14 protein-coding genes are annotated in these 15,563 nt (G+C 60.7%); 9 read left to right on the top strand and 5 right to left on the bottom strand.

Annotated elements, in window-relative coordinates; genetic code table 11:
* Positions 1-4 precede the first annotated feature (4 nt).
* Positions 5-145, top strand: a complete 141-nt coding sequence (locus tag LC531_RS13630) for an MFS transporter small subunit (protein ID WP_223651075.1) — start codon at positions 5-7, stop codon at positions 143-145.
* A 123-nt stretch (positions 146-268) separates the two neighbouring features.
* Here the strand turns inward: LC531_RS13630 and arsB are convergent, their stop codons facing one another.
* The 4 genes from arsB to LC531_RS13610 all read right to left on the bottom strand — a co-directional run bounded on the left by arsB (position 269) and on the right by LC531_RS13610 (position 5,163).
* Positions 269-1,351 carry an ACR3 family arsenite efflux transporter gene (arsB, locus tag LC531_RS13625; RefSeq protein WP_223651072.1) on the bottom strand — a complete coding sequence of 361 codons (1,083 nt, stop codon included), beginning with the start codon at positions 1,349-1,351 and terminating at the stop codon, positions 269-271.
* A 96-nt stretch (positions 1,352-1,447) separates the two neighbouring features.
* Positions 1,448-1,798, bottom strand: coding sequence for an ArsR/SmtB family transcription factor (locus tag LC531_RS13620; protein WP_223651070.1), 351 nt, complete (start codon positions 1,796-1,798; stop codon positions 1,448-1,450).
* Between the two features lie 159 nt (positions 1,799-1,957).
* Positions 1,958-4,366, bottom strand: coding sequence for a penicillin-binding protein 1C (gene pbpC / locus LC531_RS13615; protein ID WP_223651068.1), 2,409 nt, complete (start codon positions 4,364-4,366; stop codon positions 1,958-1,960).
* A gap of 38 nt (positions 4,367-4,404) precedes the next feature.
* Positions 4,405-5,163 (bottom strand): biotin--[acetyl-CoA-carboxylase] ligase, encoded by a 759-nt coding sequence (locus LC531_RS13610; protein WP_332874875.1) that lies wholly within the window; start codon positions 5,161-5,163, stop codon positions 4,405-4,407.
* A gap of 48 nt (positions 5,164-5,211) precedes the next feature.
* Between LC531_RS13610 and rsfS the strand changes: the two genes are divergently transcribed.
* The 8 genes from rsfS to LC531_RS13570 all read left to right on the top strand — a co-directional run bounded on the left by rsfS (position 5,212) and on the right by LC531_RS13570 (position 13,939).
* Positions 5,212-5,604 (top strand): ribosome silencing factor, encoded by a 393-nt coding sequence (gene rsfS, locus LC531_RS13605; protein ID WP_223651066.1) that lies wholly within the window; start codon positions 5,212-5,214, stop codon positions 5,602-5,604.
* A 98-nt stretch (positions 5,605-5,702) separates the two neighbouring features.
* Positions 5,703-7,778, top strand: coding sequence for an ATP-dependent zinc metalloprotease FtsH (ftsH, locus tag LC531_RS13600; protein ID WP_223651064.1), 2,076 nt, complete (start codon positions 5,703-5,705; stop codon positions 7,776-7,778).
* Between the two features lie 68 nt (positions 7,779-7,846).
* Complete coding sequence (locus LC531_RS13595) at positions 7,847-8,509, top strand: LutC/YkgG family protein (protein ID WP_223651062.1); 663 nt, start codon at positions 7,847-7,849, stop codon at positions 8,507-8,509.
* Positions 8,487-9,278, top strand: coding sequence for a UDP-2,3-diacylglucosamine diphosphatase (locus LC531_RS13590; protein ID WP_223651060.1), 792 nt, complete (start codon positions 8,487-8,489; stop codon positions 9,276-9,278). Before LC531_RS13595 ends, LC531_RS13590 begins: the two co-directional genes overlap by 23 nt.
* A 52-nt stretch (positions 9,279-9,330) precedes the next feature.
* Positions 9,331-10,242: a hypothetical protein gene (locus LC531_RS13585; protein ID WP_223651058.1), complete on the top strand. Its 912-nt coding sequence runs from the start codon at positions 9,331-9,333 to the stop codon at positions 10,240-10,242.
* Between the two features lie 175 nt (positions 10,243-10,417).
* On the top strand, positions 10,418-11,581 hold the full coding sequence (locus tag LC531_RS13580; RefSeq protein WP_223651056.1) for a zinc-dependent alcohol dehydrogenase: 1,164 nt from the start codon (positions 10,418-10,420) through the stop codon (positions 11,579-11,581).
* Positions 11,582-11,799: 218 nt separating this feature from the next.
* The gene (locus tag LC531_RS13575) at positions 11,800-13,419 is read left to right on the top strand and encodes a PSP1 domain-containing protein (RefSeq protein WP_223651054.1); all 1,620 of its coding nucleotides are present in this window, start codon (positions 11,800-11,802) and stop codon (positions 13,417-13,419) included.
* Positions 13,420-13,423: 4 nt separating this feature from the next.
* Positions 13,424-13,939, top strand: coding sequence for a gliding motility lipoprotein GldH (locus LC531_RS13570; RefSeq protein WP_223651053.1), 516 nt, complete (start codon positions 13,424-13,426; stop codon positions 13,937-13,939).
* Between the two features lie 84 nt (positions 13,940-14,023).
* On the opposite strand, the gene LC531_RS13565 is transcribed toward LC531_RS13570, so the two are convergent.
* On the bottom strand, positions 14,024-15,418 hold the full coding sequence (locus LC531_RS13565; protein ID WP_223651051.1) for a mercuric reductase: 1,395 nt from the start codon (positions 15,416-15,418) through the stop codon (positions 14,024-14,026).
* Between the last annotated feature and the right edge of the window lie 145 nt (positions 15,419-15,563).

Raw genomic sequence — 15,563 nt, 5'->3', positions numbered from 1 at the left:
CTTTATGAATCCGCAACCAATTTCCAACGCGGCCCCCGAAGAATCTGCGGGCGGCTCCGTCATTCTGGCCTGGCTCGTGGTGGGCGTACCCTTGGTGTGGGGCGTGTCGCAAACGTTTATAAAGGCGCTGGCGCTGTTCAAATAGTCCCTGCCTCCTCCTAAACAGCTAACGCCGCCCGGCCACATTGTTGACCGGGCGGCGTTAGCTGTTTAAGAAGGGGGTAGGGCGGCCCACACGGAGGGCTACTCCCGCACCATTCTAGGGTACTTAGGCAGAACGGCCGTACCAGTGGCGGCGCAACCAACGTGCCACGTTAACTAGGGCAATCAGGGCCGGCACTTCAATCAGCGGCCCCACTACCCCGGCGAATGCCTGGCCCGAATTGAGGCCAAATACGCCGATAGCCACGGCAATTGCCAGTTCAAAATTGTTGCCGGTAGCCGTGAAGGCGACGCTGGTATTCTCGGCGTAGCCTGCCCCCAGCCACTTACCAGCCGCGAAGCTGAGCCCAAACATGAGCCCGAAATACAAGCCCAGCGGCAGGGCAATGCGCAGCACATCCAGTGGAATCTGGATAAGCAATTTTCCCTTCAAGCTGAACATGACCACGATAGTAAACAACAAGGCAATCAGCGTAATCGGGCTAATGGCCGGAATAAATACCCGTTCGTACCAGGCATCGCCCTGCACCCGGCGCAGTACGAGGCGCGAAAGGAAGCCCGCTGCGAAAGGTAAGCCTAGGTACGCGAGCACGCTTTGGGTAATGGTGCCAATGCCAATCTGCACGGCGTAGCCCTTCAGGCCAAAGTACGGGGGTAGCACGGTGATAAACAGCCAGGCCAACACGCTGTAAAACAGCACCTGAAAGATAGAATTGAGCGCTACCAGCCCGGCCGCGTACTCGCGGCTACCGTCGGCCAGGTCGTTCCAGACCAGTACCATTGCGATGCAGCGGGCAATGCCGATGAGAATCAGGCCCATCATGTACGCCGGCTTGTCGGGCAGCAGCCAAATGGCCAGCAGAAACATGAGGAGCGGCCCCACCAGCCAGTTCAGCACCAGCGACAAGCCAATGATGCGGGTATTTCTGAAAACCGTGGGTAGCTGCTCGTACTTGACCTTGGCCAGCGGCGGATACAGCATGAGCACTAGGCCCAGGGCCAGCGGCACATTTACCGTGCCCACAGTGAAGTAGTTAACTGCCCGCTCTATGCCCGGCACGAAGTAGCCAAGGGCAACGCCGAGGGCCATTGCCAGAAAAATCCAGAGCGTCAGGCCCCGGTCGAGGCCCGAGAGCTTCTTTTCGGCCCCGGCCAGGGGCGCGGCGGCCGGTGGTGCGTGCGGGGCCATACTCAGCACGCTTGGCGCAGCATGTCGGCATCGGCGAAGGCCAGAGAAGACTTTATCTTGATAAGATTCATAGGTAGGGAAATAGCAGAAGAATAATTAGCAGGCGCACGCCTCCGCCGGCCCACAGGAAGACGCCGTGGTGGCTTCAATAAAAAAAGCCGCAAACTGCTGCTGAACGCGGCGCAACAGCTCCGTGTGCAGGCAGTAGCAGACCGTTACCCCCTCAATCTCCCCTCGAATCAGGTCCACGGCTTTCAGCTCGCACAAGTGCTGGGCAACGGTGGTCCGCGAGAGAGGTAGCTCCGCCGCGATGTCGCCTGAGATGCAGGTATTCTTGCTGGCCAGAAGCTGAATAATGGCCACGCGGGCCGGGTGGGCCAGGGCCTTAGCCACGCGGGCCAGCTGCTGCTGCTCCTGCGTGAACGCAGCAGTTTTGGCGTAGGTCATGAGGAGTGAAGCTGAAAATGACGTAAACATACGACATAGTGTGTCGTATGTTTACGTCATAAGGAAAAGCTTTTCCCATACCACTACCCCAGAACTGGCGGCCGCCACGCACGAAACGCGTAGCGGCCGCTATTTTTCACTCTCGAAGTCGGCTCCGTTTCACATTGCCCGCACCAGCACGCGCACGTCGGTGGTGCGGCCGTGGTCGTCGGCGCAAGAGATTTTGACCTCGCCGGGCGGCGGCCGAAAAAACAGCCGGGCCGAAGCTGGAGCCGCTTGCAGAAACTGGTCGTTCACGTACCAGTACACCTGGCGCACGTCGCCGGCCGCTGCGCAGCTGAGCAGTAGCTGTTGCTTTTCGTGGGCATCGAGCACGTACTCGGCATGGGCGGCGGGCGAGGTAATGGCTAGTAGCGGCCCGGCATCGGGGCCGGTGGGGCCGGTGGCATCGGCCCCGCGCACCAGGCGACAGGCCGGGTTGTGGGGGGGTAGGCGGCGCGTAGGCAGCCCCTGGCTCTCACGGAAGGCCAGCACTTCAGGCTTCAGATTTGGGAACAGCTCGCGGCGGTAGCCGCTGGCTGGCGCGCAGGCCCGGCAGTAGCTGAAGCGCCCATCGGCCGACACCAGCACCTCTTGTTGGTGCTGGCAGCGCTGGCTTTCGGAGTGGCCCGGCAGGTAGTAGTCGAGCAGCTGGTTGGGACAATTCTCGCCGGGCACCAGCCCGGTTTCGGCGCACACCAGCCGGAAATCGAGGCTGGCGGGCGGCGCGAACCATTCGCCGGAGCCGTTGTAAGCCAGCGCATTAAATAAATCAAATAGTAGCGGCGAGGCCACATCGGCCCCCGTCAGGGCCGGGCTGCCCTGCCCACTAAAATTCCCTACCCACACCCCAATGGTGTACTGGCGGTTGTAGCCGATGCTCCAGGCATCGCGGCGGCCGTAGCTGGTGCCGGTTTTCCAGGCAATGCGCGGCAGGTGCTGGCCGGCAGCCGCATCGAGCGGCAAATCGGGCCGGGTGCGCTGCGCCAGAATGTCGGTCAGCAAGTAAGCGGACGCTTCGCTAATTAAAAATTTTGAATTAAAAATTAGGAATGGATTCTTCGGCTGTTTTGCTCCAATTATTTTTCCGGTTGATTTCGCTAGTTTATTCGCAGCATCAATTTTAAATTCATCATTTTTAATTTTTAATTCCCCCCACCGCCCGCCGTTCGCCAGCGCGCAGTACAGGCCCGTTAGCTCTTCCAGCGTCGCGCCGCAGCCGCCCAAAATAGTGCTCAGGCCCAGCCGGGGGGCGTCGCGCGCTACCTGCCGGAAGCCTGCCTGCCGCAGCGTGTGGGTGAAATTATCTACCCCAACCTCGGCCAGCACGCGCACAGCCGGGATGTTGAGTGAGTAAGTGAGGGCGCGCTCCATTGTCACCTCACCCTGGCAGTGCTTGTCGAAGTTTTCGGGCCGGAAACCTTGGAAGTTAGTAGGCACGTCAGGCAGCACGGTCTTGGGCGTGAGCAGGCCGCGGTCGAAAGCCAAGCCGTAGAGCAGCGGCTTGAGTGCGGAGCCCGGCGAGCGCACGGCCTGCACGCCATCGACTTGCCCTAGCGCGCTATTGTCTTGAAAATCAACGGAGCCCACATAGGCTTCCACGGCGTGGGTGCGGTTGTTCACGACCAGCACGGCGGCCTGCGAGATGCCGAGCGTAGCCAGCCGCCGCACGTAGTTGCGGGCTAGCACCTCGGCCTTAGCCTGGGTGGCGGGCCGCAGCATGCTGCTAATGAGCGACGCGCCCGGCTGCGCCGCCACCAGCCGCCGGCTCAGGTGCGGAGCCAGGGTAGGGGCGGGGTGGCGGTGGGCATCGAGCGGTTCCAGCAGCGCGTCCGCTAGGTCCTGGGCTGGGAATAATTTTTGGGTTTGAAAATAGCGCAGCCAGCGGTTGCGCTCGCGTACGATGCGGGCGTTGTCGCGGCCCAAAACCAACCCGCCCGGTCGGTTCGGAATAATGGCCAGTGTCACGGTTTGAGCCAGGGACAAATAATTGGGTGGTTGCTGAAAATAGAGCAACGCTGCCGACTTCACGCCCTCAATATTGCTGCCGTAGGGCACCAGGTTGAGGTAAAGCTGTAAAATCTCGGCCTTGCTGAAATGCGCCTCCAGCTGTACGGCGCGTAGTATTTCGAGCAGCTTATTGCCAAAGGTCCGCTGCTTGGGTTCCAGCAGCCGCGCCACCTGCATGGTAATGGTGCTAGCCCCGGTGGTGCGCCCGCGCCCGAATAAATTGCGCCCCGCCGCCTGCATCACAGCCAACGGATTAACCCCGAAATGCCAGCGAAAATACTGGTCCTCCTTGGCAATAATGGCCGCCTGCAAGGCCGGCGTAATCTCGGCTAGCTCGGTTTTCATCCGCCACTTTTGGGTGGGGTTGAGGTAGGCGTGCAACACTGTGCCGTCGGCGGCCAGCACCAGCGGCGAGTAGCGCGGCGGGGGGGGTAGGGGCCAGCGCCGGTCGGCCAAAAAAGCCAGCACCAGCAAAACGACCAGCGCCAGCGCGGCGCGCAAAAGCTTGGGGCGGCGCATAGTAGCGAATGTAGCGCGAAGTTTTCACTTCGCGCTACTTACACGTACTTAATTTCTTGCAGGCCAAAGCGCTGCACTACCCCCTCAATTTCCACGGCCAGGCGGCCATCGGGCTCCACACCCACGATTTGGCCGCGCACGCGGCGGCCGGCCACTTCATACTCGTGCCACTCCTGGTAGCGGTAGAGGGCGGCCAGGTAGTCGCGCCGCAGCTCGCCCACCCGGCCGGCGCGCAACTGGAGGTAGCGCTTTTCCAGGCATTCGAGCAGGCGGGCGGCCAGGGTTTCGCGCTGGAAGTAGCGGCCCGTGAGCGCGCCCAGCGAAGTAGCTGTGGGTAGACCAAAGTGGCGCTGATTGATATTCAGCCCGATGCCGACGATACTAGACTGAATTCTTGCTCCACTCAAGCTGTTCTCAATGAGAATTCCCCCGAATTTTTGCGCGCCGTAATATAGGTCATTGGGCCACTTCAGGCGCAGCCCGCTGGCGGGTTGCAACAGGGGTAGGGCCCAGTCGTAAACGGCCAGCGCCACGGCTTGGCTCAGCAAAAACTGCTGGCCGGCATCCAGGAAAGTGGGTAGCCAGACGATGGAAAGTGTTAGGTTTTCGCCAGGCGCGGCCTGCCACTGGTTGCCCCGCTGGCCGCGCCCGGCAAACTGGTCGTCCGTTATGACAGTGCAGCCTTCGCTGGCCTGGTTTTCGCGCAACAGTTGCTGCGCTTCCGAGTTAGTGGAAGGGCAGGAGGGCAGCCAAATGAGCTGCTGACCCGTGAATAAGGTATTAGGGCTGATGACCACGGAGGTTAGCAGTCGTACATTAGCTAGTAAACAACGCAAACTTACTCTATGAAGAGCAATCAGGTCCGGCAGGATTCGGACACATTGGCAGAAATAGCCGTGCGCGGCCTCCAAGACCGCAAAGGACAAGACATTGTGGTTCTCAACCTGAAAGAGTTGAAAAACGCGGTGGCCGATTATTTTATCATCTGCTCCGCCTCATCCGATACGCAGCTCGACGCCCTGGCCCGCTCCGTGGAAGAGGAAGTCGAAAAAGTGACCGGTGAGGCCCCTTGGCAGAGCGAAGGCCGCACCAATCGGGAGTGGGTATTGTTGGATTATGTGGATGTGGTGGTGCACGTTTTTCTGCGCGACCGTCGGCAGTTCTATGCCCTCGAAGAGTTGTGGGGCGACGCCAATATCACCTACGTTGAAGACACCGCCGACGTGGCCCGGCACTAAAGCATCGGGCCGCTGGTTGCGTCTGCGGGTAGCCAGGCTACTAACAACGCTGGCCTGGTGCGGTTGCTTTTAAGTCACTACAAATTAAGTCATTTCCTATGTCAGATACGACGCCCACCAAACGCCGTAAGCCCACGCTGCCCAACCCTACCCCCCGGCCGGGCGTGCAGCTTTGGGTAATGGCGGGGCTGCTGGTGCTATTCACCGGCATGTTCTATTTTACGAGCTATAATTCGGCCGTTAAAATCAATCAACAAAAGTTTGAGCAGATGCTGGCCGCTGGCGATGTGCATGACATTACCGTCGTGAACAAGCAGGTTGTGGAGGTCGGCCTCACGCCGGCCGCCCTGCAAAAGCCAGAGTATCAGCGCGACCTGGCGGCCCACCGTGGTCCGTTTTCTGCTGAGCGCGGCCCGGAATACTTCTTCCCCGTTTTTGATGCCAAAGTATTTCAGGAACAGCTCGATAAGCTGCAAGCCAACAAGCCGGTAGGCCAGCGCGTGCCGCTCGATATCTCGGAGCGCCAAAGCATCGTGGACTTCATCAGTGGCTACGGGCTCATCATCGCCAGTATCGTCTTGTTTATCTTCCTGATGCGCCGCATGAGCAGTGCGGGTGGCCCCGGCGGGCAGATTTTCAACATTGGTAAGAGCCGCGCCGCCCTTTTTGAAGGCGGTGACAAGGTGAAGATTACGTTTAAAGATGTGGCCGGCCTGGAAGAAGCCAAGGAGGAAGTGCAGGAAATAGTAGAGTTCCTCAAAAACCCCAGTAAATTCACCATTTTGGGCGGTAAAATCCCGAAAGGCGCACTGCTGGTCGGCCCTCCCGGCACCGGCAAAACGCTGCTGGCCAAGGCCGTAGCTGGCGAAGCCGACGTGCCGTTCTTCTCACTCTCGGGCTCCGACTTCGTGGAGATGTTTGTGGGGGTAGGCGCGGCCCGCGTGCGTGACTTGTTTAAGCAAGCCAAAGCCAAAGCGCCCTGCATCATCTTTATTGACGAGATTGATGCCGTAGGTCGCTCGCGTAGCAAGGGCGCAATGCCCGGCGGCAATGACGAGCGCGAGAACACCCTGAACTCGCTGCTAGTGGAGATGGATGGCTTTGGCACCGACTCGGGCGTTATTATCCTGGCTGCCACCAACCGGCCCGATACTCTCGACTCAGCTTTGCTGCGCCCTGGTCGCTTCGACCGGCAGATTAGCATCGATAAGCCCGATATTAACGGCCGCACCGAGATTTTTCAGGTGCACCTCAAGCCGCTGACTCTGGGCCCCGATGTGGACGCCAGGAAGCTGTCGGCCCAGACGCCAGGCTTTGCCGGAGCCGAAATTGCCAACGTTTGCAATGAGGCTGCCCTCATTGCGGCCCGCCGCGATAAGAAGTTCATCACCAACCAGGACTTTACCGATGCCATCGACCGCGTGATTGGTGGCCTGGAAAAGAAAAATAAGATTATCAGCCCCGGCGAAAAGCGTATTGTGGCCTACCACGAGGCAGGCCACGCCATCACGGGCTGGTTTTTAGAGCATTGCGACCCTTTGGTGAAGGTGTCTATCGTGCCGCGTGGCGTGGCAGCGCTTGGCTACGCGCAGTATTTACCCAAGGAGCAATTCTTATATAACACCGAGCAGCTGATAGATGAAATGTGCATGGCCCTGGGTGGCCGCGCCGCCGAGGAGTTGGTATTTGGTAAGATTTCGACCGGCGCACTGAGCGATTTAGAGCGCATTACCAAAATGGCCTACTCCATCGTGACGATGTACGGCATGAATTCTAAACTCGGCAACGTATCGTTCTACGACTCAAAAGGGCAGAACGAATATGGCTTTTCGAAGCCCTATTCGGAGGCTACGTCGCAGATGATTGATGAGGAGGTGCGCACGATTATTGAGCAGGCCTACATCCGCACCAAGGAATTGCTGACCGAACGCCGCCACGAGTTGGAGGTTATCGCCAAGGAATTGCTGGAAAAAGAAGTGCTGCTGCAAGACGACCTAGAGCGTCTCGTAGGCAAGCGTCCCTTCGGCGGCCAGACCAATTATCAGGCTCACATGGCCGGTACCGACCGCTCCGAAACCGCCAGTGATTTGCACCGCGAACATCCCGATGTGCCGCTAGATGGCGACCTGCCTGCCCTGCACCTGCCCGGCCAGCCCGAAACAGAGACGGTATAAGCAACCACCAATAATGCCCAAGGCCAGCCGCAAGGCTGGCCTTTTTTGTGTTCCCTACCTTTGCCCGCATGTCCTCCTCCCGTGATATCCTGCTGGCGCGCATCCGCACGGCACTGGCGGCCGGTCCGGCCCCGCCACTGCCTGTGCCCGACTGGGCCGCGCCGGTGCACCCGCCGCTGCCCACCGCCGACCTAACCGTGACGTTTGCCGAGAACTTCCAGCGCATCGGGGGCGAGTTTTTTTACTGCGAAAGCCGGGCGCGGTTTGGTGCAGCGCTGCGCACCTGGCTAGCCGAGCGCCTACCCCCCGGCCAGCAGCTCTACGTGTGGGAGCCCGCTTTACAACAGCTGCTGGCTGCTGAAGATATGCCGTTTCAGGCTACGGAAGTTGATTTTCGGACGCAAGCGGCCGCGGGGCTAACCTCGTGCGAGGCGCTGGTGGCGCGCACGGGCAGCATTGTGGTGGCACCGGCCACGGCCAGCGGACGGCGGCTCAGCATCTACCCCGACCAACACCTGGTGCTGGCCCGGCCCAGCCAGGTAGTAGCCGAAATCAGTGACGCGCTACGGGCTGTGCAAGCCCGCTACGGCCAAAAAATGCCCTCAATGCTCTCGCTCACCACCGGTCCCAGCCGCACCGCCGATATTGAAAAAACGCTGGTGCTGGGCGCGCACGGCCCGCGCCGACTTAGCTTGTTTTTACTAGAAGATGACGCCGAAAACCTGGCCTGAGCTACCGCCGCTGGCACTAACCGCCGGCCAGCGCGTGTATTTTGCTTCCGATTTTCATTTGGGCGCGCCCGATGCCGTCAATTCGCGCGAGCGGGAGCGCCGCATTGTGCGCTGGCTGGACGCGGTGGCCCAGGATGCGGCGGCCATCTACCTGCTGGGCGACGTGTTTGATTTTTGGTTTGAGTATAAGCACGCCATTCCGCGGGGATTCAGCCGCTTGCAGGGCAAGCTGGCCGAGCTAACCGACGCGGGCCTGCCCGTTACCCTATTTACCGGCAACCATGACATGTGGATGTTCGGGTATTTTACCCAGGAAATGGGCATTCCAATCTTCCGTGAGGCCGTATCGCAACGGATTGGCAATCAGCTTTTTCATGTTGGGCACGGCGACGGGCTGGGGCCGGGCGACTTCGCCTACAAGCGCCTGCTGAAGCCCATATTCAGCTCCCGACTCACGCAGTGGCTCTTCGCTCGCCTGCATCCCAACCTGGGCATTGGCCTGGCTAACCGCTGGAGCCGCCACTCGCGCCTCCAGAACGGCGCGGCCGATGCCAAGTACTTCGGCGAAGACGAGTGGCTGCTCGTATACTGCCGGGCGATGGAGCAGCGCCAGCACCACGACTACTACGTATTTGGCCACCGCCACCTACCCCTCGACGTGGCCGTGGCTCCCGGCAGCCGCTATATTAACCTCGGCGAATGGGTCAATTATTGCTCTTATGGCGTGTATGATGGGCAGGAATTGGTTTTGCGCGAATTCACCGGTTGAATTTAAAAAGAAGAAAGAAGCTGGTAGAATCCCGACCACTAATTTCGGGGCTTTGCGCCTGCTACTTTTCCATTTTTTCTTTTTTCTTCACTCCCAATTAGCGCAGGCGCAGGTGCCCAGCGCGGCCTCCGTTGCGCCCGCCGCCCGCGTGGCCCCGGTCGAAACCGCCGCCCCAGTGCGAAGCCTGAATCCCGTCAGCCCTACCCCCGCCTCCGGCACGTGGGCGCTGGCCAAAACGCTGGCGCTGCCTGGCGTGGGCGCGGCCTCGCTCGACCGCCGCGGCACGCTCTACCTGGCCGACCGTGATAACAACCTGCGCCAGCTCAGCCGCGACGGCCAGCCGCTCAATACCTACTCGCCGACCCAGCCGGGCCACGTGGCGATAATTGAGGCCTGGAATCAGAATAGCGTACTGGTTTTTTACGACGACCGCCAGCAGGTGCTGCTGCTCGACCGCTTTCTGGCCCCGCTGAGCGAAATCAGGCTGGCCGACTATATCGATGGTACGGTGCGCACCGCCACGCTGGCCCCCGATGGCCTGCTGTGGCTCTTTGATGAGAGCGCGCTGGCCCTGCGCGAATTCGACCCCCAGGCGCTGCGCGTGGTGCAGAGCACGCCGCTCGACCTCATCATCGGGCGCAGCCGGCCCGATTTCCGCTTCCTGCGCCAGTACCAGAATAATGTGTATCTGGTAGACTATACCAGCGGCATCTTCGTGTTTGATAACCTGGGCAATTACCGCAAGAAATTGCCCTTTACGGGGCTGGATTTCATTACGTTCCGGGGCGATGAACTGGTGTACCTGGGTGCTGGCCAGCTGCATTTCTTCCACCTCTACAGCCTCACCGAGCGTACCCAGCCCCTACCCCCCGACCTCGATGCAACGACCGTGCGCCAGGTGCTACTCAGCGACCAGCTCGCTTACTTTATTACGACCGAGGGCGTGCGTATTTACCATTTATGAGGAAGTAGGCTGAGCAGCTGATTTTGAGTTGACGAGCAATTAGTATGGTGCAGGTCGGGAGCGGAGAAGAAGTATGGGCTAATTTATGTAACAGAGTTGCGTCCAGCGAGGCCAGCGTAACCAGCTGGCCGGTTGGCCGTTAGGAAGGGTGTTTCTCACTCTATTCCCCTTTTCCATGAAAGCTCTCATGTTCCACGGCCCCCGCAACGTCAGCGTGGATACCGTCGACGACCCCACGCTAAAGGACTCGCGCGATGCCATCATTCGCGTGACCAGCACGGCCATTTGCGGCTCTGACCTGCACATCTATAATGGCTCGCTACCCACGGCGCCAATGGTACTCGGGCACGAGTTTATGGGCATCGTGGAGGAGGTTGGTAAGGGCGTAAGCAATCTCAAGCGCGGCGACCGCGTGGTAGTGCCTTTCCCGATTGCCTGCGGCCACTGCTTTTTTTGCAGCCACGAGCTGCCCGGCCACTGCGAAAACTCCAACCCCGACCACTACGGCCCCGAAGGCGGCCTGATGACTCAGAAGGGCGGCGCGCTCTTCGGCTACACCGACCTCTACGGCGGCTACGACGGCGGCCAGGCCGAGTTTGTGCGCGTGCCCTACGCCGACTTCGGCCCGCGCAAAGTGCCTGATTTTCTGACTGATGAGCAGGTATTGTTCCTGACCGATATTTTTCCGACCGGTTACTCCGGCATCGATTGGGCCGAGGTACGGGGCGGCGAGTTTATCGCTATTTTTGGGGCCGGCCCGGTGGGCATTATGGCCGCTAAAAGCGCTTGGCTGCGCGGCGCGGGCCGCGTGGTAATCGTTGATACCCAGCAGTATCGCCTGGATAAAGCCAAGGAAACGACCCGCTGCGAAACTATCCTTTGGGAAAGCCACGACCAAGTGGTGCAGCAGATTCGGGACATGAGCGAAGGCCGCGGGGCCGACGTGTGCGTGGACTGCGTAGGCTTTGAGCCCGACCGCAACCTGCTCGACCGCGCCAAGGCCGTCATCAACCTCGAAAAGGGCTCGCCCAAAGTTATCGAAACCTGCATGAGCGCCGTGCGGCGCGGCGGCGTGGTGTCGGTGCTTGGCGTCTACGTAACTACCAACGATAACTTCCCGGTGGGCCAGTTTTTCGACAAGGGCATCAAGCTAGTGGGCGGCCAGGCCCCAGCCCATAAGCACATCGACAAGCTGTTGCAGCACATTATCAAAGGGGAAGTCGTGCTTGATGACATCATCTCGCACCGCCTACCCCTCTCGCAGGCGGCGCACGGCTACGACATCTTCCGCCACAAAAAGGACAACTGCCTGAAAGTGGTGCTACGGCCGGGCGAGTAGGCCTATGCGTTACTCCATAAAAAATGCCCCAGCCGGTTTGGTTGGGGCATTTTTTATGGAAATAAGGGTAAGAACGCCGGCGAGAATGGCAACCATAACATGGAGTTTTATTATCGCCTGCTACCTGCCTGTTCACCTGCCCAAAACGGTTATCTTTGCTAGATTCCCACTTTCGTGCGGCCGCTGTGCGGCTGCCTCACTTATATACTCTCAGCCTCATGGCTTGTGCTACTTGTTCATCCGGCGGCGGCTGCTCTACCAGTAAGGTAGGCGGCTGCGGCTCTAAGGGGGGCTGCTCGTCGGGCGGCTGCACCAGGCTTAATGTTTTTGACTGGCTCGCCGACGTAGAGATGCCCACCGATTTTCGCGGCTTCGACTGCGTGGAAGTACGCTTTAAGGGCGGGCGGAAAGAGTTTTTTCGCAACGATAAGCGTCTACCCCTCGTCACGGGCGATGCCGTGGTGGTAGAGGCCGCCGGGTCGGGCTGGCATTTGGGCCACGTGAGCTTGAAGGGCGAGTTGGTGCGCCTGCAAATGCGTAAGAAAAAGGTGCCTACTGATTCGCGCGACATTCGTCCCATTCTGCGCGTGGCGACGCCCGACGATGAGGAGCGCTGGCAGGCCGTGCGCGACCTCGAAAACGGCACCATGTTCCGGGCCCGCGCCGTGGTGGACGAGCTGCGTCTCAAGATGAAGCTCTCCGATGTGGAGTACCAGGCTGACCGCACGCGGGCGCTTTTTTACTACTCGGCCGAGGATAGGGTTGATTTTCGGGAGTTGATTCGGCGGCTGGCCGACGAGTTTCGGGTGCGCGTGGAAATGCGCCAGATATCCTTGCGCCAGGAAGCCGGTCGCATCGGCGGTATCGGGGTGTGCGGCCGCGAGTTGTGCTGCTCCACCTGGCTCACCGACTTTAAGGCCGTGAGCACCACCGCCGCCCGCTACCAGAACCTGAGCCTTAACCCGCAAAAGCTGGCTGGCCAGTGCGGCCGCCTCAAGTGCTGCCTCAACTACGAACTGGATGCCTACCTCGACGCGCTCAAAGATATTCCGCAGGTGCAGCGCCCGCTGCAAGTGGCTACGGGCGAGGCGTTTCTGCAAAAAACGGACATTTTTCGCAAGCGCATGTGGTTTGCCTTTCGGGGCGATAACAACTGGGTGATGCTGAGCGCCGAGCGCGTGCGCGAAGTGCTGGAAATGAATAAGAAAGGTGAAAAGCCCGATACCCTGCTACCCCCCCGCCAGGAGCAGGAAGTAGTGCCCGCTGTTTCGACCCTCATGGAAGGCGACCTTGACCGTCTCGACGACCAGATAAAGGGCGGTAGTAAGCGCGGTAAGCGCAAGCGTAAGGAGCGCCCCGACCGCCCCGAGGCCAGCGCCGCCGATACCGCGCCTACCCCCGCCGAACCCCGCGAAGACCGTCCGCGTCGTCGCGAGCGCCCTGAGGGCAGCGCTCGGCCCGAGGGCAACGCTCGCCGCGCCGATAATCCACCTTCGCCGGCTGCCAGCGATGTGCCTGCCGCGCCTACCTCCCCCGCCACCGGCGACCAGGCCGAGCACCGGGGCCGGCGTGGGGCCGCGGCCCGCCCCCTCAACCGCCGGGCGGGCCGCGGCCGCGAGGCCGGCGATACCGGTATGCCTCGCCCCGACCAAGAGGCCCGCCCGCGCCGCGCTGAGCCCGATGCCGACGCGCCTACCCCCCGCCCGCCCCGCGAAGGCGGCGACCAGCCTCGCCCCGAAGGTGGTGGCCGCAGCCGCGGCCGCCGCGGGGGTAGTGGCCGCCGCGGGGGCGAAGGTAGTGGCAGCGCCGCGCCAACTCCTTCTTCCAGTCCTTCTTAGCTCTATGCAACGCTCACGCCATATCAGCCGCCGGGCGGCTTGGCTGGCACTGCTGCCCCTGGCGGTGGCCGCGCTTAGTGCCTGCGACCCGCGGCGCGTGTACGAGGAAAACGTAGACCTGAAATCGCCCAGCGGCGACGCCTATGTGTGGGACGTGCAGCAGCGCCCCACGTTCACCTTCGTCATCGCCGACACGGCCGCCCGCTACAACGTGTTATTCAACGTGCGCAACGCCGCGGGCTACGGGTTTTATAACCTCTACCTTAAGCACACGCTTATCGGCCCCACCGGCCGCCCCGCGGGCCCGTCTTTGCTGCACCAGATGCTGCTGATGAACGCTAAAACCGGTGAGCCCCTGGGCGCGGGCGCGGGCGACATCTTCGACCACCAGTTTCTGGCCCTACCCCGCCAGCGCTTCGCTAAGCCCGGCACCTACAAGCTGACCTTGGAGCAGTACATGCGCCAAAACCAGCTCCCCGGCATCATGTCCGTTGGCGTGCGCATAGAGAAGATTAAGTAAGGATAAATGAGTAGGGTTCAGTGATTAATGTCGTTCAATGAGCAAGTTGAACGACATTAATCACTGAACCCTACTCATTTATCCCTATTCCAACTCTCTCCACACCACGTTCAGGCCCTCGGCCCAAACCGGGTGGGCGATGACCATGTTTTGCAGCTGTTGGTAGCGCAGGCGGCCGGCCATCGCTATCTGTAGCATGGTCATAATTTCGCCGGCCTCGGGGCTCAAGATGGCCGCGCCCAAGATGCGGTCGTCGGGGCCGACCAGCACCTTCCAAAAGCCGGTTTTCTGGCCCGTCTGCTGCGCCCGGCTCACGATGCTGACCGGAATTTTGCTCACGCGATAGGCTATTCCTTGGTCCTTGGCCTGCGTTTCGCTCAAGCCGATGCGGCCCAGGGCGGGGTCGGTGAAAACGCAGTAGGGCAGGGGGCGCTGTTTGGCCGAACGGCGTGGACCCTGGTGCAGCAAATTGTCGCGAACGACCCGAAAGTCGTCATAGCTCAAGTGCGTGAACTGCGGGCCGCCGTGCACGTCGCCTAGTGCAAACACCCCCTTGACGTTGGTTTCGAGGCGGCTATTGACCTGAATGTAGCCTTTTTCATCTAGCTTAATACCAGTGGTTTCCAGGCCCAGCTGGTCGGTATTGGGCTGGCGGCCGGTGGCTACCAGCAGGTGGCTGCCGTGCAGGTGACGTGCGCCCTGGTGAGTCGAAATGGTGAGCGTGTACCGACCGGCCGCGTCGCGGGCCACGCCGCGGGTTTCGGCGTGCATCAGAAACTCAACGCCTTCTTTTTCCAGCGCTTTCTGCAGGGCCTCGCACACGTCATCGTCCTCGCGGTCTAGTACCTGGCCGCCGGTTTCGATAATGGTTACCTGGCTGCCGAAGCGTCGGAACATCTGCCCAAACTCCAGCCCGATGTAGCCGCCACCCAGAATGAGCAGGTGGGTAGGAACTTCTTGTAAATCAAGTAGCTCGGTAGTAGTCAGGAAGCCCGCTTCGGCCAGACCGGGCACCTCGGGCACGGCGGCGCGGGTGCCGGTATTGATGAAAACCCGCTTAGTCTTGATAGTACTGGTGCGCTCCTGGGTTTCCTGCACCCGCACCTGGCGCGGCCCAGTGAAGGCAGCATGGCCGCGTACCACTGTAACGTTCTCGTGCTCAGGGCCCAGCGACTCGCGCAGGTGGCGGCGCGACTTGTCCAGTAAAGCATCTTTGCGGGCGATGACGGCGGGCATATCTACCCGCACCTCCCCGCCGACCTCAATGCCCAACTCGCCGGCCGTGCGTACCTCGTGCGCCCGCGTGGCCGAGGCCAATAAGGTTTTGGTGGGCACGCAGCCGTAATTTAGGCAGGAGCCGCCAAGGTGCGCTTCTTCTACTAAAACAACGTATTGGCCGGCTTCGGCCAGCGCTTTGGCGAGGGGATTGCCGGCCTGGCCGGAGCCGATGATGAGGGCATCGCAGGAATAATCGGGCATATTAAATAGCAAAACCGCCGACAATGGCGGTGCGGGCTATACGTAGATGGCGGTGCTAATGACCGGCTGACTGCAACGATTTTGGTCCCGCCTGGCTCTGTCAGGAAGTGAAAACTACCTGGCTTTTTAGGAGGTCCGCAAAATT

The sequence above is a fragment of the Hymenobacter psoromatis genome (assembly GCF_020012125.1).
Lineage (GTDB): Bacteria > Bacteroidota > Bacteroidia > Cytophagales > Hymenobacteraceae > Hymenobacter > Hymenobacter psoromatis.
The sequence above is the reverse complement of the archived record's forward strand: the minus strand, read 5'-3'. Positions and strand labels throughout refer to the sequence as shown.

Excerpts from the sequence above, each read along its gene's own strand:
- LC531_RS13595 (WP_223651062.1), top strand. The coding sequence starts at position 7,847 with ATGTCCTCCTCCCGTGATATCCTGCTGGCGCGCATCCGCACGGCACTG.
- LC531_RS13570 (WP_223651053.1), top strand. The coding sequence starts at position 13,424 with ATGCAACGCTCACGCCATATCAGCCGCCGGGCGGCTTGGCTGGCACTG.
- rsfS (WP_223651066.1), top strand. The coding sequence starts at position 5,212 with ATGAAGAGCAATCAGGTCCGGCAGGATTCGGACACATTGGCAGAAATA.
- LC531_RS13580 (WP_223651056.1), top strand. The coding sequence starts at position 10,418 with ATGAAAGCTCTCATGTTCCACGGCCCCCGCAACGTCAGCGTGGATACC.
- pbpC (WP_223651068.1), bottom strand. The coding sequence starts at position 4,366 with ATGCGCCGCCCCAAGCTTTTGCGCGCCGCGCTGGCGCTGGTCGTTTTG.
- LC531_RS13590 (WP_223651060.1), top strand. The coding sequence starts at position 8,487 with ATGACGCCGAAAACCTGGCCTGAGCTACCGCCGCTGGCACTAACCGCC.
- arsB (WP_223651072.1), bottom strand. The coding sequence starts at position 1,351 with ATGGCCCCGCACGCACCACCGGCCGCCGCGCCCCTGGCCGGGGCCGAA.
- ftsH (WP_223651064.1), top strand. The coding sequence starts at position 5,703 with ATGTCAGATACGACGCCCACCAAACGCCGTAAGCCCACGCTGCCCAAC.
- LC531_RS13620 (WP_223651070.1), bottom strand. The coding sequence starts at position 1,798 with ATGACCTACGCCAAAACTGCTGCGTTCACGCAGGAGCAGCAGCAGCTG.
- LC531_RS13575 (WP_223651054.1), top strand. The coding sequence starts at position 11,800 with ATGGCTTGTGCTACTTGTTCATCCGGCGGCGGCTGCTCTACCAGTAAG.
- LC531_RS13565 (WP_223651051.1), bottom strand. The coding sequence starts at position 15,418 with ATGCCCGATTATTCCTGCGATGCCCTCATCATCGGCTCCGGCCAGGCC.
- LC531_RS13630 (WP_223651075.1), top strand. The coding sequence starts at position 5 with ATGAATCCGCAACCAATTTCCAACGCGGCCCCCGAAGAATCTGCGGGC.